We start from the raw sequence: 21,819 nt of genomic DNA, 5'->3' as shown, positions 1-21,819 counted from the left end.
TAATTGTTTATCAATATGTTATTAATGAATAATCAGATATCTGATTACCACTTTTTTAAAACATAACATCTTTTCTAACTTTCTATAAATTTTAGTAAGTTTTATAATCTCTATATGCAAAAAAGCCCAGCATTCCTGCTGGGCTCTCGCTATATTTAAAAGTCTGGCGGCTCCCTACTCTCACATGGGTAATACCCACACTACCATCGGCACTTCGGCGTTTCACTTCTGAGTTCGGCATGGGGTCAGGTGGGACCACCGCGCTATTACCGCCAGACATATCCTGTCTTCTCTTCTCTCAATTAGCACATTATCTCATATATGCACTAATCTCTCAATCCGGAACAAACTGTTCGATTACCTTGTAATCACTCTATCGCGTACCCAAAACAACTCCGAGTTGTAAGGTTAAGACTCTCGGTTCATTAGTATCAGTTAGCTCAATGTATCACTACACTTACACACCTGACCTATCTACGTCTTAGTCTCAAACGGACCTTACTGACTCTCATCAGGGAAAACTCATCTCGAGGCTAGTTTCGTGCTTAGATGCTTTCAGCACTTATCTATTCCGCACGTAGCTACCGGGCAATGCAATTGGCATCACAACCCGAACACCAGCGGTGCGTTCACTTCGGTCCTCTCGTACTAGAAGCAAACCCCCTCAATTTTCCTACGCCCATGGCAGATAGGGACCGAACTGTCTCACGACGTTCTAAACCCAGCTCGCGTACCACTTTAAACGGCGAACAGCCGTACCCTTGGGACCTACTTCAGCCCCAGGATGTGATGAGCCGACATCGAGGTGCCAAACACCGCCGTCGATATGAACTCTTGGGCGGTATCAGCCTGTTATCCCCGGAGTACCTTTTATCCGTTGAGCGATGGCCCTTCCATTCAGAACCACCGGATCACTATGACCTACTTTCGTACCTGCTCGAGCCGTCACTCTCGCAGTCAAGCTAGCTTTTGCCATTGCACTAACCTCCTGATGTCCGACCAGGATTAGCTAACCTTCGTGCTCCTCCGTTACTCTTTGGGAGGAGACCGCCCCAGTCAAACTACCCACCAGACAGTGTCCCTTACCTCGATTCAGAAGTATAGGTTAGAACATCAAACATTAAAGGGTGGTATTTCAAGGACGACTCCATGCATACTGGCGTACACACTTCTTAGTCTCCCACCTATCCTACACATTAAGGCTCAATGTTCACTGTCAAGCTATAGTAAAGGTTCACGGGGTCTTTCCGTCTTGCCACGGGTACACCGCATCTTCACGGCAATTTCAATTTCACTGAGTCTCGGGTGGAGACAGCCTGGCCATCATTACGCCATTCGTGCAGGTCGGAACTTACCCGACAAGGAATTTCGCTACCTTAGGACCGTTATAGTTACGGCCGCCGTTTACTGGGGCTTCGATCAAGAGCTTCTGCTTACGCATAACCCCATCAATTAACCTTCCAGCACCGGGCAGGCGTCACACCGTATACGTCCACTTTCGTGTTTGCACAGTGCTGTGTTTTTATTAAACAGTTGCAGCCAGCTGGTATCTTCGACTGACTTCACCTACATCCGCATGGGATTTCAATTACCATCAGCGTGCCTTCTCCCGAAGTTACGGCACCATTTTGCCTAGTTCCTTCACCCGAGTTCTCTCAAGCGCCTTAGTATTCTCTACCTGACCACCTGTGTCGGTTTCGGGTACGATTAACTATAACCTGAAGCTTAGAGGATTTTCCTGGAAGCAGGGCATCAATTACTTCACTACCTTAGTAGCTCGTCATCACGCCTCAGAGTCTTAGTGACCGGATTTGCCTAATCACACCCCTACACGCTTAACCCACCATCCAATAGGTGGTAAACCTAGCCTTCTTCGTCCCCCCATCGCAGTTATAGCCAGTACGGGAATATTAACCCGTTTCCCATCAGATACGCCCTTCGGCCTCTCCTTAGGGGTCGACTCACCCTGCCCCGATTAACGTTGGACAGGAACCCTTGGTCTTCCGGCGAGCGGGCTTTTCACCCGCTTTATCGTTACTTATGTCAGCATTCGCACTTCTGATACCTCCAGCATACCTCACAGTACACCTTCTACGGCTTACAGAACGCTCCCCTACCCAACACACTTTCGTGCGCTGCCGCAGCTTCGGTGCATAGTTTTAGCCCCGTTACATCTTCCGCGCAGGCCGACTCGACTAGTGAGCTATTACGCTTTCTTTAAATGATGGCTGCTTCTAAGCCAACATCCTAGCTGTCTAAGCCTTCCCACTTCGTTTCCCACTTAACTATGACTTTGGGACCTTAGCTGGCGGTCTGGGTTGTTTCCCTCTTCACGACGAACGTTAGCACCCGCCGTGTGTCTCCCATGATTAAACTTGTCAGTATTCGTAGTTTGCATCGGGTTGGTAAGCCGGGATGGCCCCCTAGCCGAAACAGTGCTCTACCCCCAACAGTTACTCATGAGGCGCTACCTAAATAGCTTTCGGGGAGAACCAGCTATCTCCCGGTTTGATTGGCCTTTCACCCCCAGCCACAGGTCATCCGCTAATTTTTCAACATTAGTCGGTTCGGTCCTCCAGTTAGTGTTAACCAACCTTCAACCTGCCCATGGCTAGATCACCGGGTTTCGGGTCTATACCCTGCAACTTAACGCACAGTTAATACTCGGTTTCCCTTCGGCTCCCCTATTCGGTTAACCTCGCTACAGAATATAAGTCGCTGACCCATTATACAAAAGGTACGCAGTCACTATCACCCAACGGTAACAGCTCCCACTGATTGTACGTACACGGTTTCAGGGTCTATTTCACTCCCCTCCCGGGGTTCTTTTCGCCTTTCCCTCACGGTACTGGTTCACTATCGGTCAATCAGGAGTATTTAGCCTTGGAGGATGGTCCCCCCTTCTTCAGACAGGATATCACGTGTCCCGCCCTACTCTATAAGCTTCCACATAATGCATTTTCATGTACGGGACTTTCACCCTCTATCGTGCGACTTTCCAGACGCTTCCATTAATACATTATGCTACCCGCTTGGGCTTCTCCCCTTTCGCTCGCCGCTACTTAGGGAATCTCGGTTGATTTCTTTTCCTCGGGGTACTTAGATGTTTCAGTTCTCCCGGTTCGCCTCATCTGACTATGGATTCATCAGATGATAGTACAGTCGCCTGTACTGGGTTTCCCCATTCGGACATCAACGGTTATAGCGCCTTTTATCGACTCACCGTTGCTTTTCGCAGATTAACACGTCCTTCTTCGCCTCTGATTGCCTAGGCATCCACCGTGTACGCTTAATTTCTTAACCTTACAACTCACAGTTGTCTTGGTTTTTATTACGCTTTCTTCTCTTTCTTACCTCAAACCAACATACTTTCATATATCAGCTCAACATAAAAACGAGAACTCGTTTCTTTCAGCTTGTTCCTAATTGTTAAAGAGCTTTATACTTCTATTCACTTTACCATCCACCGACTTCAAGTAAATACAAACATAATTTAGTTTAAAAGAGACTTCTTTAATGGTGGAGCTAAGCGGGATCGAACCGCTGGCCTCCTGCGTGCAAGGCAGGCGCTCTCCCAGCTGAGCTATAGCCCCATTTTCTTTCACTTCTCCAACTCGTTAAAGCAAAAATCAGCTAAATTTAAGTTGAATTGGTGGGTCTGAGTGGACTTGAACCACCGACCTCACCCTTATCAGGGGTGCGCTCTAACCACCTGAGCTACAGACCCAATAAAGTGACTCTTTTATAAACAAACAATCTGTGTGAACACTTACGAGCTCTTCGTAAGGAGGTGATCCAACCGCAGGTTCCCCTACGGTTACCTTGTTACGACTTCACCCCAGTCATGGACCACACCGTGGTAAACGCCCTCCCGAAGGTTAAGCTATCTACTTCTGGTGCAACCCACTCCCATGGTGTGACGGGCGGTGTGTACAAGGCCCGGGAACGTATTCACCGTGACATTCTGATTCACGATTACTAGCGATTCCGACTTCATGGAGTCGAGTTGCAGACTCCAATCCGGACTTAGACGTACTTTATGAGGTCCGCTTGCTCTCGCGAGGTCGCCTCCCTTTGTATACGCCATTGTAGCACGTGTGTAGCCCTGGTCGTAAGGGCCATGATGACTTGACGTCGTCCCCACCTTCCTCCGCTTTATCAACGGCAGTCTCCTTTGAGTTCCCGGCCTAACCGATGGCAACAAAGGATAAGGGTTGCGCTCGTTGCGGGACTTAACCCAACATTTCACAACACGAGCTGACGACAGCCATGCAGCACCTGTCTCACAGTTCCCGAAGGCACTCCCGCATCTCTGCAAGATTCTGTGGATGTCAAGACCAGGTAAGGTTCTTCGCGTTGCATCGAATTAAACCACATGCTCCACCGCTTGTGCGGGCCCCCGTCAATTCATTTGAGTTTTAACCTTGCGGCCGTACTCCCCAGGCGGTCGATTTATCGCGTTAGCTTCGGAGCCCATCACTCAGGGCAACAAACTCCAAATCGACATCGTTTACAGCGTGGACTACCAGGGTATCTAATCCTGTTTGCTCCCCACGCTTTCGCATCTCAGCGTCAGTATCTGTCCAGAAGGCCGCCTTCGCCACCGGTATTCCTCCACATCTCTACGCATTTCACCGCTACACGTGGAATTCTACCTTCCTCTACAATACTCTAGTTAACCAGTTTTAAGTGCAATTCCTAGGTTGAGCCCAGGGCTTTCACACCTAACTTAATTATCCGCCTACATGCCCTTTACGCCCAGTCATTCCGATTAACGCTCGCACCCTCCGTATTACCGCGGCTGCTGGCACGGAGTTAGCCGGTGCTTCTTCTGTAATTAACGTCAATTGATGCACCTATTAGATACACCACCTTCCTCATCACCGAAAGTACTTTACAACCCGAAGGCCTTCTTCATACACGCGGCATGGCTGCATCAGGGTTTCCCCCATTGTGCAATATTCCCCACTGCTGCCTCCCGTAGGAGTCTGGACCGTGTCTCAGTTCCAGTGTGGCTGGTCATCCTCTCAGACCAGCTAGAGATCGTCGCCTTGGTAAGCCATTACCCTACCAACTAGCTAATCCCATATGGGTTCATCAAATGGCGCATGGCCCGAAGGTCCCATGCTTTGGTCTCTCAACTTTATGCGGTATTAGCAGTCGTTTCCAACTGTTGTCCCCCTCCATTCGGCAGATCCCCATACTTTACTCACCCGTCCGCCACTCGTCATCAAGTGCAAGCACTCATGTTACCGTTCGACTTGCATGTGTTAAGCCTGCCGCCAGCGTTCAATCTGAGCCATGATCAAACTCTTCAATTTAAAGTTTGATGCTCAATAACTGTCTCTGACATATTCAAATGAATCTTCAGTGTCACTTATCAAGACTTAATTTTTTTTAGTCCGTAGACTTTTAATCTTTCGTCTCGTAAGTGCCCACACAGATTGTCTGTTTCTTCTTTTTAAAGAGCTGACAGCTTTTTTAAGTTAACTAAGCTTATCACTCAGTTTGCTGTCTCAAGGGATGCGTATACTACGCTACACCTTTTTATTCGTCAAGATCTTTTTTCAAAATTTTTGACCTTGCTCACTAACACTAGTTTCGTCTGCTTGTCGCTGACGCCGTGTCAGTGGATGCGCATTATAGGCACTTTAAATTTTACTGCAAGTGTTTATTGCTATTTTTTTTCTGTTTGCATTTTTTTTGGTCTAACTTTTTTATGAAAAACTTTTCAAGCTGATAATGGAAATAAAAATTTAATGATAAAAAACATATTATTATTCATCCAAACCAAGTGAATTTTAACTGTGCGCATATTTTTTAAATTCCTGAGATAAATAATATAACGAAAAGATTAGAGAATTATTAGAATCTTGTGTTTTTTAGTAGAAAAGCATTTACTAAACTAAAATTGTATAAAAAATTCTTTTGGAAAGAATTAAATTCCACCCATATGACAATTAATGGGCGGTAATTTTTACTGTTAATGTGAAAATAATATTCAATAAGTTTCATAGGGTTGTGAACCTAGTGGACTCATAGAGACGCTAAATAAATCAAATTTATTTTGAAACAGTTAATATTAGAAGTTTATTAAACCCATTTTAACGCATTCCTCCAATAAGATATTTTGCTTTATCTTTGAAAACTAATTTTATTATGTTAGCAATGATGACACTTATCACTAAAGTTGAAACTAAAAAGCTAATTGCCCCTAATGATGCTAATTCACCATTACTTGTCTTAATAATATCACCCATTGGTGACATAGAAAGCTGACGCTCAAGTTCTATAACTATAATTTCATGAATGAAATAGATAGGAAAACTTACATTTGCCATATAAGAAAAGAATTTATAAATCTTTCCTTCATTTACTTTATGATTTAATCCATCTAAAAAATAAAGGGCGAGTATAAATAAAATAATTTTTTGCAAAGTATCAAAATAAAGATTTTGAATACCAAAATAATCCATATAGCGATAAGCAAATGGAATAAAAAAACATAAACCAAAAAGAAAGATAACTAATAACAGGTTATCTTTCACAGATTTCATAATAGTTTCATAATTTTGTTTAAGCATCATACCAATTAAATAAACTGGACCATAATGTAATAAATTCAAAAGTGGCTTTGTAAAATCAGGTTTAGTAAACATTACCACCCAAAGCATAGCTATTAGACCTGCCACAATTAAATTCTTTTTCGACCAATAAAAAAGAAGAGGTCCCATTAGGTATACAATAATTATCATTGGCATAAACCACAAAGGTAAAAGTTGCGTACCAGTTAACATCATTCTAATTATTGAGCTAATAACGCTAGGTTCAGTAGAGGAATACCATGGTAATCCCGATAGATATTGATAGTGATAGAAGAAAAAACAAAAAATAGACACTGAAATATAAGGACATACTACTGTTTTAAATTTTGATAAATAATATGTTTTAGTATCAAATTTGTACGTTAAATGTTGAAACAAAAAACCAGCAATCAACACAAAAAAAGTTGTGAAATTAAATGCAAATAAATTTAAAAAAGAGAATAAATAACTATTCGCAATAAGATTAGAGTTTTTAAATACACCTAAACAGTGGCTAAAAACAATCATAATAATTGCAACACCACGCAATACGTGAATAGAATAAATTTTTTGAGGTTTTGCAGATTCCATCTTAAAATTAAATACTATGCTAATATATATAGTTATACATTAGCACATATTCAAATAACTGGAACTAACATTTATAAAAATAATATTTAAAATAAGACTTGACAATTTGTTAATTAAAATCTGTAAATTATTTAAATCAGTAGGTCTAATTTTGTTTATTCAATTTTTTAATAGCAAAAGAGCAAATAGGAATAATTTTACGGTTTTCTTGTTGTAATTTTTTGACAACAAGATCTAATAATTTCTCAGCAATACCTTGACCTCGATAATCGGGAGCTATGTATGTGTGATTGATAGTAGCTTGATTTTGCCCTATTCGAGTAAAAGTCATTTCGGCTATTTGTTTATTATTTATATCACAGACATAAAAACGCTCATTATCTTCTAAATAACTCAATGACATAATATTTTCCTGCTATTTAAACTATCATATGGAGTTTGAAATTTAATAAATTGAGTAAAAAAATACATATCAACAAGTGACTATAAAATTGTTATCAAAAAGATAAATTAAGTTTATTGATAGTATGTAAGTTAGCTGAACATTAAGAAAAAAATTAATAAATGAATGATTGAAATTCGTTCTATCGTTCATTCATTTATTAAAGAAAGTTTTATTATTATTTTTAGTTATGAAGATAGTTTAATCGACATAATATTAATAACTAAAATAAACGTTTTGCAGTATTGTAAAGATCTACATCAAATGGGCGCTTCATATTATTAATAGCGTCTATTATATCATGATGTACCAATTTACCATTTTGTACGCCTACACATCTTCCAGCATGACCTAGTTTTAATAATTCAACAGCATAAGCACCCATGCGTGAACCTAAAATACGATCGTAAGGAACAGGAGAACCACCTCGTTGAACATGGCCTAATACTGTTGCACGAGTCTCATGGTGAACGGCTGCTTCAATGTCTGCAGCAAGCTGGTTAACATCACACATATGCTCTGTAACGGTTACAATTGCATGTTTTTTACCTTTTGCAAAACCTAATTTAATTTCTTCGATTAAATCTTCTTTCGTATAAGACATTTCTGGAATAATCATGAATTCACAACCACCAGCAACTGCAGCATTTAATGTTAAATCACCACAATCTCGCCCCATAATTTCAATCACAGATATTCTGTGGTGTGAAGAACAGGTATCACGTAATCTATCAATAGCTTCAACAGCAGTACTTAGTGCGGTGAAATAACCAATCGTGTAATCGGTTCCGCGAATATCATTATCAATGGTACCAGGTAAACCAATACATGGGAAACCTTCTTCTGTTAAACGCATAGCACCCATATAAGATCCATCACCACCAATCACGACTAAAGCATCAATTTGATGCTTTTTCAAATTTTCAATAGCTTTTTGTCTTACTGCTTTATCTTTAAATTCTGGGAATCTGGCAGAACCGAGAAACGTACCACCACGAGTAATGATATCTGATACGCTAGAACGTTCTAACTTAGTAATTTTATCTTCACAAAGACCTAAGTAACCATCATAAACACCAAAAACCTCTAACCCTTCCGTTAAAGCAGTTCTAACTACTCCTCGTATGGCTGCATTCATCCCTGGTGCATCACCACCACTAGTTAAGATACCTATTTTTTTTATCATATAAAATAACTCCTAATAATTAATTTTTGATTATTATAGAGTCTTAACAGATTTCTAACAATAGATGATAAAAGGTATTTTGGTGTTTTTTTCTACCGCATCGTTTCAATTGGTACAACCGAAATTGGATCTTGATGAATAATTACTGTTGCAGGAGAGAAGAGTTCAGCAATACACTTTTCAATTGAATCAGCTATAGCGTGTGCTTTAACTAAAGGCATATTATCATCAAGTTCTATATGCAATTGAATAAATTTTATGGGGCCTGCTTGCCTAGTTTTTAAATCATGAAAACCATGAACATTCGGATATGATTTAACAATATTAGCAATTTTCTCGTTATCACTTTCTGGTAATGCTCTATCAAGTAAATCCTGTATCGCACTGTATGAAATCTTATAAGCATTATGACAAATATATAAAGCAATCAAGAATGCAAATGCAGCATCTGCAAAAGAAATTCCATACCAGCTTAAAAAGAGTGCAATTATAACAGCAATATTCATTAACATATCAGAAGAATAATGTAGCATATCAGCTTGAATAGCCTTACTTTGAGTAAGTTTTACAACATACCTTTGATATAAAACAAGTATGGAAGTAATTACCGTAGATATGGCAGAAACAGTAATTCCAAGCAATGGTGCTTGTAATTCGCTAGGATGAACAATAGACTTAATACTTGAAAGTAATAAAATTGTCGCTGAACCTATAATAAATGTACTTTGCGCTAGCGCTGCAAGTGATTCAGCTTTACCATGACCAAAGGTATGATCATCATCAGCCGGTTTTAAAGCATAACGTACCAAAAAGAAATTAAGGCCAGAAGCAAGTAAATCAATACTTGAGTCTAGCAATGATGCAAATAAACTTATTGAACCTGTTATCCAACAGGTAATAAATTTTATAAAAATTAGAAAGATAGATGTTAAAACAGCAATTAATGTTGCCCTTTTAACTAATTTTTCGTACAAATGTGAATTTGACATTTGGTACCTTTTTATTGATAGGATTCAACCCCCACAGGAAGAACTAACTGCTGAGCAACCTCAGCTGCTTTTTTTCGCCCAACCAAAACATCAATAATTTTCAAAGCAAAATCAATTGATGTCGCAGGACCTTGACTAGTAATAACTTTATTTTGCTCATCAAAATATACCCTATCTGTTTTCCATAGTTTAAATGAATCTTTAGTAGATGGGTAACCTGTCATATATGCATTCGGAAATAAATTATGATGTTGCAAAACTATTGCAGGAGAAGCACAAATTGCTGCTATAACACCACCAACCCGATGAGTTTTTTGCAATATTTCGATTAATAACGAACAATCTCGAAAATTTTCAGCTCCTTTAACACCCCCAGGTAAAATAACCACATCAAAATTTTCATGTTGAATTTCTGAAATAGTTTTTTGGGCTAAAATTGTTACTCCACGAGAACATTTAACTTCACAACAATTTGAAATACTCGCTGTAATGACTTCAATACCCGCTCTAGTTAGTAAATCAATTGTTGTTACTGCTTCTGTCTCTTCACAACCTTCTGATAAAAAGACTAATGCTTGTTTCATTATTGTACTCCTTTCGCCGATTGATAACTTATTAAAGTTTTAATTATGATGAATTTTATTTCACCCTTTCAATATTGGCCCCTAAACTTCTTAGTTTTTCTTCGATATTGTCATAACCTCTATCAATGTGGTAAATGCGATCAACGATTGTAGAACCTTCTGCAATACAACCAGCCAACACTAAACTTGCTGATGCTCGTAAATCTGTCGCCATTACTTGTGTACCACTGAGTTTTTCTACGCCATGAGTAATTAGTGTATTACCTTCAATTTCTGCTCTAGCACCCATACGGATTAATTCTGGCACATGCATAAATCGATTTTCAAAAATCGTTTCTTTAATAATTCCAGTACCTTCAGCAACCATATTTAATAATGAAAATTGTGCTTGCATGTCTGTAGGAAAACCTGGATGTGGGGCTGTATGGATATTTACAGCTTTTGCTCGTTTATTTTGCATATCTAAACAAATCCAATCGTCACCGAATTCAATATGTGCACCAGCTTCTTTTAATTTTGATATGACAGCATCAAGCAAGTTTGGATCAGTTTTACGACAAGTAATTTTTCCTTTTGAAATAGCAGCAGCTACTAAAAAAGTTCCTGTTTCAATTCGATCTGAAACAATTTCATGCGTACCACCACCTAAACTTTCAACGCCTTCAATTTCAATGCGCATTGTTCCAGCACCGGTAATTTTAGCACCAAGCATATTTAAGAATTTAGCTGTATCAACAATTTCTGGCTCACATGCTGCATTTTCAATTACCGTTTTACCTTCGGCTAAAGTTGCAGCAGACATAATCGTCACTGTAGCACCAACACTCACTTTATCCATAACAATATGCGCACCTTTCAATCGACCATCGACAGAGGCTTTAACATATCCTTCATCCAAAATAATTTTTGCACCTAATTGTTGAAGCCCAGTAATATGAAGATCAACAGGTCTTGCACCAATCGCACAACCGCCAGGTAATGAAACTTGTCCTTGACCAAAACGAGCAACCAATGGTCCCAAGGCCCAAATGGAAGCACGCATAGTTTTTACTAATTCATAAGGTGCGCAATAATTATTAAGATGAGCTGCATTAAGGTGGACAGAACCATTGCGTTGACATTTCACACCTAACTGACTTAATAGCTCTAGTGTAGTATCAATATCTTTTAACTTAGGTACATTTTTTAGCTCTACAGGCTTTTCAGCTAAAATAGCCGCAAATAAAATAGGCAAAGCCGCGTTTTTAGCACCTGAAATAATAACTTCGCCGTTTAAAGAAGTTGGACCTTTAAGGAGAAACTTTTCCATTATTAAACTCTAATAAATAATAAATTAGCCAATATTATAAAAGTTATTTAATAATATATAAATCAATTTAGTAAAAATATACTTAATTCTTTAAAAGAACTAGGATGAATTCGATCCATTATTATTCGATAATATTGTCTAATTTAATGTAATTTTATAAATTACTTCAAATCAATGATTGACTCAATTTAGATAGCGCCTTATATTGAAAATGTGTTAATTATTAATACCGTCGATTACGAGAAAAAATTAAAACTCCTAATATTCTTTTCAAAATAATTAAGAGATAAAACATGTTTGATTCACTTGCCAAAGCAGGAAAATATCTCGGTCAAGCTGCCAAGCTTATGGTCGGTATCCCTGATTACGATAATTATGTTCAACACATGAAACTAACCCATCCTGAACAAACACCTATGACTTATGAAGAATTTTTTAAAGAAAGACAAGATGCACGTTATGGTGGTAAAGGTGGATTTAAATGTTGCTAAAATTTAGAGATAAAAAATGACAAACCCAATTATTTTGCAACCACTACCTGTCACTTTACTAACAGGATTTCTCGGTTCAGGTAAAACGACATTAATTAATCATTTATTAGAAAATAATCGTAACGAAAAAATAATCATTATTGAAAATGAATTTGGTCAAATAAATCTTGATAGCGATTTATTAAATGCCCATTGCGATATTCAAATTGTTGAGATGACCAATGGTTGCATCTGCTGCACCGTACAAGGTGAACTTACCAATGCGCTTCATAAATTACATGCCCAGCGCATAGCAGGTGAATTAACATTCGATCGTCTTATTATCGAAACTACAGGACTTGCCGATCCGGCTCCAATTATTCAAACATTTTTTATTGACGACTTGATTCGTGAAACGATTAAACTTGATGCTATTATTACCTTAGTTGATGCTCAGCACATTTTGCAACACTTAGATGAACATCGAGTAGCACTTTCACAGATTGGATTTGCTGATCGAATTATTGTTACTAAAACTGACTGTATAAGTGAACAGCAAAAAAATGAGATTATTAGTAGAATTAATAAAATTAATAATAAAGCTGCAATCATTGTTGCGATAAACGGACAAATACCAAAATCACAATGGATTGACATCCATTCATTCGATTTAAATGACGATTTAATCATTAATAAAGGTTTTCTTGTTATTAATCCATTAAAAAAAATTGAAACTAACTTTAAAATTCTTCCATTACAAAATCAAACTCAATCATGGACAGATAATATCTGCTCCTATCTTTTTGAAGCTGGCGAACTTGATTTGAAAAAGATAGGTTCATTTATGGAAAACTTGGTTGAGCAATATGGTAATGACATGTTACGGTATAAAGGTGTATTAGCGATTAAAGATAACCCGCAACGTTTGATTGTTCAAGGAGTACATAAAGTTGTTGGTTTCGATTATGGTTCTTCATGGCAAGATCCTTCTGAAAAAATATCTCGATTAGTCGTAATTAGTCGTATTTTGCCATTTGATGATTTGAATCAAGAATTTTTAAAAACTATTGCTAGCTAAAAATTAGAAGATGTTTAACACAATAAAAACTAATTTCTATTTTATTGATGATTTTACCATCTGTTTTTATACTCAAACGTATAGTTAACCTGAAAGATCTTTACAAAAAACTAAATTAGCAAGAGTATAACCATAATAGTCTTTTTTTATTTTATATATGATAATATGGCAAGCTTTTTTAAATTTATTGAGTAAGTAACATAATAATATGGATTACGATATTGCAATCATTGGTCTTGGCCCTGCAGGTAGTACGTTAGCACGTTTACTTAACCCATCTTTTAAGATTATTGCTTTAGATAAAAAATATCAAACTGGTAATAAAGGTTTTCATAAACCTTGTGGAGGATTATTGGCAAATGATGCTCAAAAATCTTTCATTAGACAAAAATTAAATATTCCAACAGATATTTTAACCAATCCACAAATTTTCAGTGTCAAAACTATAGATTTACAAACTAAACTAGTCCGTAATTATCAACGTAGCTATATTAGTTTTGATAGACATAAGTTTGATCTATGGTTAAAGTCACTTATTCCTACCACAGTTACAGTTTTACATAATACTCTGTGTAAAGAAGTAAGAAGAATCATTGATGGTTATCAAATTACTTTTGTCGATGAAAATCAAATAGAACAGAATGTTACCGCTCGATATGTAATTGGTGCTGATGGTGCAAATTCAGTTGTTAGACGAATGCGCTATCCCAATCATTCCATCAGACAATATGTAGCAATTCAACAATGGTTTACTGAAAAACATTCAAATCCTTTTTATTCTTGTATTTTTGATAACCAATTAACCAATTGCTATGCTTGGAGTATGTCTAAAGATGGCTATTTTATACTTGGTGGAGCATTCCCTAAAAAAAATGCCAATAAACATTTTGAGCAATTAAAACAAAAATTAACACAACAAGGTTTTATCTTTGGCGAGCCGGTGAAAGCTGAAAAATGTTTAGTTATCTATCCTAATCGTTTCCGTGACTTTTATACTGGCAATGAAAATATATTTTTAATAGGTGAAGCGGCAGGATTTATTAGTGCAAGTTCTTTAGAGGGAATCAGTTATGCACTTGACAGTGCTGAAATTTTAAGCAAAATATTAAATAGTGGTCAACCGAAACCAAATAAGCGATATTATCAAAAAACAATACCACTACGCCTTAAACTATATAGCAAGATTATTAAAGCCAAAATATTAACTACTCCAATTTGGCGAAAGCTTATTATGAAAAGTAAGATTCAACATATAAAAACGAATTAATTAGTATAGAATTTATACCAATTAAATAACCCAATAATAATAACTATCTAAAAAATAAGGAATAGTGTGATGTTTGATGTTAATGATTTAATCCGTTTTAATCACGAATGGTCAGAAAAAATAGAGCAAGAAGATCCCGAATTTTTTAAACAACTTGCCATTGCACAAAATCCAAAATTTTTATGGATTGGTTGTTCAGATAGCCGAGTTCCTGCTGAAAAATTAATTAAGCTAAAACCCGGCGAATTGTTTGTTCATCGAAATGTCGGTAATTTGGTTATTCATACAGATCTTAATTGTCTATCTGTTGTGCAATATGCCGTTGATGTGCTAAAAATTGAAGATATTATAGTATGTGGACATTTAGGATGTGGTGGAATACGCGCTGCAGTTGAAAATCCAGACATAGGATTAATTAATAACTGGTTGCTGCATATTCGTGATTTATGGTTTCGTAACAGTTCTCTTATTGGTGAGTTTCCACCAGAGATCAGATTAGATATTTTGTGTGAGCTTAATGTTATTGAACAAGTTTATAATTTAGGCCATTCAACGATTATTCAATCAGCATGGCAACGCGGTCAAAAAACGAATTTACATGGCTGGGTTTATGGTATTGATAATGGCAAAATTACTGATTTACATATTACATCGTCAAGTAGTGAAAATCTTGAAATTAATTATCGAGAAGCAATTTCTTATCTTTTAAATTTACATAAATCACAACAATAATTCTAAAGCTTTACTTAAAACGGTAAATGATTTGATTGCTGCTTCCTCGCCATAATAGTCGAGGATCAGCTAGTTCTTGAACAAATTTACCATCAATTAGCACATCAACATAAGATACAACTTCTTGCTGATCGGCACTTAATTCATCAAGTTTATATCCAGTCCATAACCAAATATCTTTGTTATCGCATTCAGATTTAACACGTTTAACAAGTTTTAATATTGCTGGAACATTTTTTGGATGTAAAGGATCACCGCCAGAAAGCGATAATCCTTGACGTTTTATTTCTGTGTCTTGTAAATCTTTAATGATTTGATCTTCAAGTGATTGTGTAAACGGCGAGCCTGAATTAACTCCCCATGTACTTTTGTTATAACAACCCGGACATTGATGTTCACAGCCAGCAACAAAAAGTACACAACGGGTTCCTTCGCCATTTACAACATCAACAGGATAATAGCGATGATAATTCATATTTTTTAAAACAATGATTAACCAATTTGACCATTATTTAAATGTTTAACTCGACGTTTGACTTCTTCTTGTTTTCCAGCATTAAATGGACGGGCATCAGGACTACCTAAGTAACCACAAACACGACGAGTTACTGAGACTTTAGATGAATCATGATTACCACAACTTGGGCAAACAAAGCCTTTACTTGTGCAAGAAAATTCACCGGTATAACCACATTCATAACACTCATCAATAGGTGTATTAGTACCATAGTAAGGTACTCGGCTATAGCTATAGTCCCAAACATCTTCTAATGCTTTAATATTATTTATCATATTAGGATATTCTCCATAACAGATAAATCCGCCATTTGCTACTGGTGGATAAGCTTTCTCAAACTCAATTTTTTCGTATGGATTAACTTTTTTCTCAACATCAAGATGAAAACTGTTTGTATAATAACCTTTATCAGTGACACCAGAAATGATGCCAAACTCAGCAGCATCAAGTCTACAGAAACGATCACACAAATTTTCGCTTGGTGTACTGTACAAGCTAAAACCATAACCAGTCTCATCTTTCCATTGTTCTACAGCTTTACGTAAATGTTCAACAATGGCAATACCTTTTTGACGTAAAGTTTCATTATCAAATGGGTGAGTTTGATTACCATAAAGTGCATTTAGAGTTTCATGAATACCGATATAGCCTAATGAAATAGAAGCTCGACCATTTTTGAATATTTCAGATACGCTATCATCTTCTTTTAGTCGCACACCACAAGCGCCTTCCATATATAAAATAGGTGCTACACGGGCTTTAACCCCTTCTAAACGAGCAATACGTGTCATTAAGGCCTTTTTGCATAGAGCTAAACGTTTATCTAAAATTTTCCAAAACTGCGATTCATCGCCATGCGCTTCAATTGCAATACGTGGAAGATTTAAACTAATTACGCCTAAATTATTACGACCGTCATGAATTTTATGACCATCTTCTTCATAAACACCTAAAAAGCTTCGACATCCCATTGGCGTTTTGAATGAACCAGTAACTTCAACGACTTTATCGTAATTTAATATATCTGGGTACATACGTTTGCTTGCACACTCTAATGCAAGTTGCTTAATATCATAATTTACATCGTTTGGTTTATGATTAATTCCATCTTTAATTGCAAAAACTAATTTTGGAAAAACAGCGGTTTTATGATTTTTACCTAAACCTTTTATACGAACTTTAAGAATTGACTCTTGAATTAAGCGTGACTCCCAGCTTGTCCCTAGACCAAAACCAAAAGTAACAAATGGAGTTTGACCATTAGCAGTATGTAAAGTATTGACCTCATATTCTAAAGATTGAAAAGCATCATAACACTCTTTTTGAGTACGACTTTCAGCGTAAGCTTCTGGATTTGAAATATTCCATTCTTCTGCTACTTGTTTATGTTTTTGATAACTGATAGTGACAAATTTAGCTAAAATTTCGTCAATACGATTTATAGTTGTTCCGCCATAAATATGACTAGCAACTTGAGCAATAATTTGCGCTGTTACTGCTGTAGCCGTCGCAATTGATTTTGGCGGTTCAATTTCAGCATTACCCATTTTGAAGCCATTTGTTAACATACCATCTAAATCGATTAGCATACAGTTAAACATCGGGAAAAATGGTGCATAGTCGAGATCATGATAATGAATTTCACCACAATCATGGGCTCGTGAAATTTCTTTAGGTAATAGATATTGTTTAGCGTAATGCTTTGCCACAATCCCCGCAAGCAAGTCTCGTTGCGTAGGAATAACTTTACTATCTTTATTAGCATTTTCATTTAAGATTGCAACATTACTTTGTTCAATTAAACCACGAATATCCTGAGTTAATCGACTGCGTTGTTCACGTTCTCGATCGCGATCATGTCTATATTCAATATAGGTTCTAGCCAACTTTTTATAAGGGCCTGACATCAGCTGATTTTCAACTGCGTTTTGAATTTCGTTAATATCGACACTCTCACGCTCAGCCATTTGCTTAGTAATCTCTTGGGCAACAGCAGCACAATAATCTGGATCATTAACATTAGCAGCAACTGCTGCTTTAACGATAGCATCTCTGATTCGACCTTCATTAAATGCGGTCTGGCAACCATCACGTTTAATTACTACAGGCATATATACTCCTCAACATTCATTAATAAATAGTAGTTAGCATAGGATTTATATCAATATTAATACTCATGTTAATTGTAATGATTAAAACAATTGATTTTTTTATTAGAATATTAGACTTTATTTGATATAGACCAGAATTTTCACATTGCTTAGATGATACTACATATAGTAAATATAATTGAATTATACACCATATATTGTGTTTTTCCAGATTTTTTAGTAAATAAAATTACTTGACAAAGCAAAGATCAAGCACTACAAGCCTTTTTATAGGTAGCTTAAAAAATTTGAATGAATTTATTGGATGATAAGAAAACAATTCTTAAAAGAGTGTAAGGTAACCTTACACTCTTTTAACAAAAATTATTGCTCACATTAAAAACAATTATGACTCAATGTTTAACCAATCAGTGTGGAAAACACCCTCTTTATCGATACGTTGATAAGTATGAGCACCAAAATAATCTCGCTGTGCTTGAATTAAATTAGCTGGTAATACAGCAGAACGATAACTATCATAATAAGCTATAGCTGCCGAAAGCGTTGGCACCGCAATACCTTGTTGGATAGCTAACGAGACTACATCACGCAATGACTGTTGATAAACTTCGACAGTTTGATTGAAATAAGGTGCTAATAACAAATTATCAATCTCATTATTATCTGCATAGGCATCTGTAATTTTTTGCAAGAATTGTGCGCGAATAATACATCCAGCCCTAAAGATTTTGGCTATTTCTCCATAATTTAAATTCCATTGATATTTATGAGAAGCAGCTTTTAACTGTGCAAACCCTTGTGCATAGGAGATAATTTTACCCATATACAGTGCTTTACGCACTTTTTCTATCAACTCTTTCTTGTCACCAGCATAAGGATTTTGTTTAGGACCTTTTAATACTTTTGATGCAGCCACACGTTGATCTTTAATTGCAGAAAGATAACGAGCAAATACCGATTCAGTTATCAATGATAAAGGTTCGCCAAGATCTAAAGCACTTTGACTCGTCCATTTACCCGTACCTTTATTACCTGCAGCATCTAAAATCACATCAACAAGATAATTGTCTTCTTCATCTTTAAATTTAAAAATATCAGCCGTAATCTCAATTAAATAGCTATTTAATTCACCCTTATTCCAGTCAGAAAAAACATTAGCTAATTCATCATTGGTTAGGCCTACAACATGTTTTAAAACTGAATAACTTTCAGCTATAAGCTGCATATCGCCGTATTCAATTCCATTATGCGCCATTTTAACATAATGACCCGCGCCATTTGGACCAATATAAGCAACACATGGTTCACCATTAGCTTTAGCAGCTATTTTTTCTAAAATAGGTGCAACTAATGCATATGCTTCTTTTTGACCTCCAGGCATAATTGAAGGACCTTTTAATGCACCTTCTTCACCACCAGAAACACCGGCCCCAATAAAGTTAAAACCTTCATCGGAAAGCATTTTATTTCGGCGAATGGTATCTTCAAAATACGCATTTCCGCCATCAATAATAATATCACCTTTATCTAATAGTGGACGTAACTCATTAATAACTGCATCTGTTCCTTTACCGGCTTGAACCATGATAAGGATACGACGAGGTTTTTCTAATGAATTTACAAAATCTTCAATCGTGAAATAAGGAACCAATTGCTTATCAGAATGTTCCGCCATTACTTGTTCTGTTTTATCTTTAGAACGATTATAGATAGCAACAGAAAATCCACGACTTTCAATATTGAGCGCAAGGTTGCGGCCCATAACTGCCATTCCAATAACACCGATTTGTTGTTTAGACATGATTTGGCTCCTATATTAAATCTATATAACCTTAAACTCTAAGGCTTTTTAACAATACCTAAAACTTATTTAAGTTTTATAAATTACGCTCTATTTTTCCACAAAAAAACCGTATCAGAATATAATACGGCTTTTTTAGTAACTTTAATTATATTTAGTACTAATTACGCAAATCATGAACGCTTCATCATTTCAAAAAACTCATCATTCGTTTTAGTCATGGCAAGTTTATCAATCAAAAATTCCATCGCGTCGATTTCACCCATTGGGTTAAGAATTTTGCGCAAAATCCACATTTTTTGTAACTCATCTGGTGAAGTCATTAAATCTTCTTTACGAGTACCAGAGCGATTAAAGTCAATTGCAGGGAATACACGCCGCTCTGCAATTTTACGAGATAAATGTACCTCCATATTACCCGTACCTTTAAACTCTTCGTAAATGACTTCATCCATTTTTGAGCCAGTATCAATCAGTGCGGTTGCAATAATAGTTAAACTACCACCTTCTTCAACATTACGTGCTGCACCAAAAAAACGTTTTGGTCGATGTAATGCATTTGCATCTACACCACCAGTTAATACTTTACCTGATGACGGAACAACCGTGTTATAGGCGCGTGCTAGACGAGTAATTGAATCGAGTAAAATAATGACATCTTTTTTATGTTCCACTAAACGTTTAGCGCGTTCAATAACCATTTCAGCAACCTGAACATGCCTTGCAGCAGGCTCATCAAAAGTTGATGCAACTACTTCACCTTTTACCAAACGTTGCATTTCAGTGACTTCTTCTGGTCGTTCATCAATCATCAATACCACGAGTTCACACTCAGGATGATTCACAGCCAAACTTTGTGCAATGTTTTGCAGTAGCATGGTTTTACCAGCTTTTGGAGGCGCAACGATCAAACCACGTTGACCTTTACCAATCGGTGAAGCTAAATCAAGTACTCTAGCTGTAATATCTTCGGTAGAACCATTGCCGCGTTCCATGCGTAATCTAGAGTTTGGATGAAGTGGAGTTAAGTTTTCAAAGAGGATTTTATTGCGAGCATCTTCAGGTTTATCATGATTAACTTCGTTAACTTTAAGTAAGGCAAAATAACGTTCGCCCTCTTTTGGCGGTCTGATTTTTCCAGCAATTGTATCGCCCGTTCTTAAATTAAATCGCCTAATTTGGCTTGGTGATACATAAATATCGTCAGGTCCTGCTAAGTATGAGCTATCGGCAGAACGTAAAAAACCGAACCCATCTTGCAAAATTTCAAGCACACCATCGCCAAAAATATCTTCACCGCTTTTAGCATGCTGCTTTAAAATTGCAAAAATAATGTCTTGTTTTCTAAGACGAGCAAGATTTTCAAGACCCATTGTTTTTTCACCAAGCGCTACAAGCTCGGAGACAGAAGTGTTTTTTAATTCAGTTAAATTCATAATTTTAAAAATTCTTGAGGATAAAATTGATATGTTTGCAATTACCGCTATTTTTTGTATATTTCTTTAATTTACTTATAAAAAACCTCTTTCTGGCAATAAACAAACGCAATCAATTATTAATTTTTGATGACAATATGCGTTTAGATATAAACTATTCACCCACTTAATCAATAAAAACAATGGATTGCAGAAAGGAGTTCTTGTAAGAGGTTAGCAATGTACACTAAAAAATGCACTGTGTCTATATTTAATTATACTTTATCTGTGAGATATATTTATTTAAAATAAATAATAAGAGTAATTTTTATTACTCTTATTATTTGTAATAATGATCTAACACAATTAAAGCTGCCCATCAATAAAGCTTTTTAGCTGTGCTTTAGATGATTCTCCAACTTGCGTTGCAACAACTTTACCATGTTTGAAAATTAATAGTGTAGGGATTCCACGTATATTAAATTTAGGGGCTATACTAGGATTTTCCTCAATATTAACTTTAGCAAAGATCACTTTATCACCGTATTCTTGTGCGACTTCTTCTAAAATTGGTGCAATCATTTTACAAGGCCTACACCATTCAGCCCAAAAATCGACCAATATTGGTTTTTCAGTATCATTGATTTGTTTGTCAAATGTCGCTTCAGAAAGTGAAACAATATTATTACTCATTTGGTTATCCCCCAATAAATATTTATATTTATAATATTAATAAATTTTCC

15 protein-coding genes, 2 tRNA genes and 3 rRNA genes are annotated in these 21,819 nt (G+C 36.6%); 4 read left to right on the top strand and 16 right to left on the bottom strand.

Annotated features, from left to right (window positions below; all coding sequences use genetic code 11):
* Positions 1-161 precede the first annotated feature (161 nt).
* From rrf to murA, 11 genes are all read right to left on the bottom strand, one after another.
* A 5S ribosomal RNA gene (gene rrf, locus GAPWK_RS01400) occupies positions 162-277 on the bottom strand.
* Positions 278-404: 127 nt separating this feature from the next.
* Positions 405-3,303 (bottom strand): 23S ribosomal RNA (locus tag GAPWK_RS01395).
* Between the two features lie 214 nt (positions 3,304-3,517).
* Positions 3,518-3,593 (bottom strand) — tRNA-Ala (locus GAPWK_RS01390).
* Between the two features lie 57 nt (positions 3,594-3,650).
* Positions 3,651-3,727: transfer RNA gene (locus GAPWK_RS01385), tRNA-Ile, on the bottom strand.
* 56 nt (positions 3,728-3,783) lie between these two features.
* Positions 3,784-5,321, bottom strand: a 16S ribosomal RNA gene (locus GAPWK_RS01380).
* Together the 16S, 23S and 5S rRNA genes with 2 tRNA genes alongside form the textbook arrangement of a ribosomal RNA operon.
* 783 nt (positions 5,322-6,104) lie before the next feature.
* Positions 6,105-7,175, bottom strand: a complete 1,071-nt coding sequence (locus tag GAPWK_RS01375; protein ID WP_025314510.1) for an acyltransferase — start codon at positions 7,173-7,175, stop codon at positions 6,105-6,107.
* Positions 7,176-7,320: 145 nt separating this feature from the next.
* Positions 7,321-7,578, bottom strand: a complete 258-nt coding sequence (locus GAPWK_RS01370) for a GNAT family N-acetyltransferase (RefSeq protein WP_025314509.1) — start codon at positions 7,576-7,578, stop codon at positions 7,321-7,323.
* A 262-nt stretch (positions 7,579-7,840) separates the two neighbouring features.
* Positions 7,841-8,803: a 6-phosphofructokinase gene (gene pfkA, locus GAPWK_RS01365; RefSeq protein WP_025314508.1), complete on the bottom strand. Its 963-nt coding sequence runs from the start codon at positions 8,801-8,803 to the stop codon at positions 7,841-7,843.
* 92 nt (positions 8,804-8,895) lie between these two features.
* Entirely contained in the window at positions 8,896-9,792 is an 897-nt protein-coding gene (locus GAPWK_RS01360; RefSeq protein ID WP_038517016.1) for a cation diffusion facilitator family transporter, read from the bottom strand.
* A gap of 11 nt (positions 9,793-9,803) precedes the next feature.
* Positions 9,804-10,379 (bottom strand): DJ-1 family glyoxalase III, encoded by a 576-nt coding sequence (locus GAPWK_RS01355; protein ID WP_110287275.1) that lies wholly within the window; start codon positions 10,377-10,379, stop codon positions 9,804-9,806.
* 52 nt (positions 10,380-10,431) lie between these two features.
* On the bottom strand, positions 10,432-11,685 hold the full coding sequence (gene murA / locus GAPWK_RS01350) for a UDP-N-acetylglucosamine 1-carboxyvinyltransferase (RefSeq protein ID WP_025314506.1): 1,254 nt from the start codon (positions 11,683-11,685) through the stop codon (positions 10,432-10,434).
* 293 nt (positions 11,686-11,978) lie between these two features.
* Between murA and GAPWK_RS01345 the strand changes: the two genes are divergently transcribed.
* From GAPWK_RS01345 to can, 4 genes are all read left to right on the top strand, one after another.
* The gene (locus GAPWK_RS01345; protein WP_025314505.1) at positions 11,979-12,176 is read left to right on the top strand and encodes a YbdD/YjiX family protein; all 198 of its coding nucleotides are present in this window, start codon (positions 11,979-11,981) and stop codon (positions 12,174-12,176) included.
* 16 nt (positions 12,177-12,192) lie between these two features.
* Positions 12,193-13,233, top strand: coding sequence for a CobW family GTP-binding protein (locus GAPWK_RS01340; RefSeq protein ID WP_025314504.1), 1,041 nt, complete (start codon positions 12,193-12,195; stop codon positions 13,231-13,233).
* Positions 13,234-13,441: 208 nt separating this feature from the next.
* Entirely contained in the window at positions 13,442-14,500 is a 1,059-nt protein-coding gene (locus tag GAPWK_RS01335) for an FAD-binding protein (RefSeq protein ID WP_025314503.1), read from the top strand.
* A gap of 69 nt (positions 14,501-14,569) precedes the next feature.
* The gene (gene can, locus GAPWK_RS01330; RefSeq protein ID WP_025314502.1) at positions 14,570-15,232 is read left to right on the top strand and encodes a carbonate dehydratase; all 663 of its coding nucleotides are present in this window, start codon (positions 14,570-14,572) and stop codon (positions 15,230-15,232) included.
* 10 nt (positions 15,233-15,242) lie between these two features.
* Here the strand turns inward: can and nrdG are convergent, their stop codons facing one another.
* The 5 genes from nrdG to trxA form a co-directional block, all read right to left on the bottom strand.
* Complete coding sequence (nrdG, locus tag GAPWK_RS01325) at positions 15,243-15,707, bottom strand: anaerobic ribonucleoside-triphosphate reductase-activating protein (RefSeq protein ID WP_025314501.1); 465 nt, start codon at positions 15,705-15,707, stop codon at positions 15,243-15,245.
* A 17-nt stretch (positions 15,708-15,724) separates the two neighbouring features.
* The gene (gene nrdD, locus GAPWK_RS01320; RefSeq protein ID WP_038517011.1) at positions 15,725-17,860 is read right to left on the bottom strand and encodes an anaerobic ribonucleoside-triphosphate reductase; all 2,136 of its coding nucleotides are present in this window, start codon (positions 17,858-17,860) and stop codon (positions 15,725-15,727) included.
* A gap of 385 nt (positions 17,861-18,245) precedes the next feature.
* Entirely contained in the window at positions 18,246-19,661 is a 1,416-nt protein-coding gene (gndA, locus tag GAPWK_RS01315; RefSeq protein WP_025314499.1) for an NADP-dependent phosphogluconate dehydrogenase, read from the bottom strand.
* Between the two features lie 173 nt (positions 19,662-19,834).
* On the bottom strand, positions 19,835-21,097 hold the full coding sequence (rho, locus tag GAPWK_RS01310) for a transcription termination factor Rho (protein ID WP_025314498.1): 1,263 nt from the start codon (positions 21,095-21,097) through the stop codon (positions 19,835-19,837).
* A gap of 345 nt (positions 21,098-21,442) precedes the next feature.
* Positions 21,443-21,769, bottom strand: coding sequence for a thioredoxin TrxA (gene trxA / locus GAPWK_RS01305; protein WP_025314497.1), 327 nt, complete (start codon positions 21,767-21,769; stop codon positions 21,443-21,445).
* Positions 21,770-21,819 lie beyond the last annotated feature (50 nt).

Origin of the sequence: Gilliamella apicola (assembly GCF_000599985.1) — a bacterium.
Lineage (GTDB): Bacteria > Pseudomonadota > Gammaproteobacteria > Enterobacterales > Orbaceae > Gilliamella > Gilliamella apicola.
The sequence above is the reverse complement of the archived record's forward strand: the minus strand, read 5'-3'. Positions and strand labels throughout refer to the sequence as shown.